The sequence below is a fragment of the Candidatus Contendobacter odensis Run_B_J11 genome, from assembly GCF_000531125.1.
In the GTDB taxonomy this organism is placed as follows: Bacteria; Pseudomonadota; Gammaproteobacteria; order Competibacterales; family Competibacteraceae; genus Contendibacter; species Contendibacter odensensis.
This window is the reverse complement of sequence record NZ_CBTK010000176.1, coordinates 1-1,186: the sequence shown is the minus strand read 5'-3', so window position 1 is coordinate 1,186 and position 1,186 is coordinate 1. Positions and strand designations below refer to the sequence as shown.

The following is a 1,186-nucleotide window of genomic DNA, read 5'->3' as shown; positions in this document are numbered from 1 at the left end:
TTACCACCTATCAGTTTCTCACGCCCCCATGAAACGCTGGCAGGGGGATGTCATTTTGCAGGCACCTCTTCAGGCGGCGCAGTCCCCGGGTGAACCAGGATACTAAGCTACGCTGGAGCTTTTTGAAGCTCCAATGGCCTGGATCGCTCTGCTGTTGTGTTTTTTTTCGAGCGGCGTCGGGCGGTTCAAGGCATCCTCCTGACCGATGCGGACACACCAGTACATCGCCAGCGACATGATAAGGATCAGCCGCTCCAGGCGGTCGTCGTGCCCGAGTTGCGAGCCTCCCAGCTCGAAGCCCCGGCCCTTAAAGTCGGAGAACATCGGCTCGATGGCCCAGCGCGCGGCGTAGTCCAGCACCGCCGCCCGGTTGGGTGTGCAGTCCATGGCAATGATCCACGGCTCGGGGTGGCCGGCCTCGTGAAGAATGCCCAGGTTCGTCATGACGCCCCGTGCGAACAGCCTCACTCCCGGCAGATGGCGTTCGGTCACGCCTTGCGCCAACTCCCCGGTGGTCACCTCGGCGCCATGGCCTGGATCCGCCAGCAGGTTGCCCTTCAGTCGCAGCCGGTAGCCCCAGCCCTGGGCCTCGAGCCAGCCGAACAGATCGGATGAGGGATAAAACCGGTCCGCCAACAGCACCACTTCCGCCTCTTCCGGTAACCAGGCCAGTACCTGCTCCAGCACGGTCCTCTGGCCTTCGAACCCGATGTTGGCCGCCCCTTCTTTGGCCAGCCACGCCAGCGGCAGCGCCCGGTCACCGACCCGCAGGCTCACCATCAATACCGCCATCCGGTCACCCAGGTCGGTCTGGTCCAGGCTCAGCAACACGGTCTGACCGTGTCGACAGGCCTTGGCCAGTTCCTCCGTGGCAAATGGCTCCATCAGCGCCGAGCCGGGCAGCAGCGGGTTCTTCAGCAAACGCCTCAGCCACTGTTCGCGCATGTCCTGACGCTCCGTTTCCAACGGCAGCAGGTTGGCCAGTTCCACCGTGTTCGGCGTTTGGCCCTCGATCATCGCGCCCACCGCCAACGCAAGCTTCTTGACCACCGTCTTGCGCAGTCGCGGATGCGCTTCGCCAAGCCCTCGTTCCACCTCATCAGCCAGTTTTCTGACGGTTCCCATCGTTCCTCTCAACCTAAAGCCTATCCGCTTCAAATTTTACCTAAAACTGATAGGTGGTGAG

Annotated in this window: 1 protein-coding gene; it reads right to left on the bottom strand. The window is 62.4% G+C overall.

Annotated features, from left to right (window positions below):
• Window positions 1-102: 102 nt before the first annotated feature.
• Window positions 103-1,125, bottom strand: a complete 1,023-nt coding sequence (locus tag BN874_RS11445; protein WP_034433384.1) for a transposase — start codon at window positions 1,123-1,125, stop codon at window positions 103-105.
• Window positions 1,126-1,186 lie beyond the last annotated feature (61 nt).

Bases quoted from the DNA above. Each gene is read 5' to 3' on its own strand.
- BN874_RS11445 (WP_034433384.1), bottom strand. From the start codon at position 1,125: ATGGGAACCGTCAGAAAACTGGCTGATGAGGTGGAACGAGGGCTTGGC.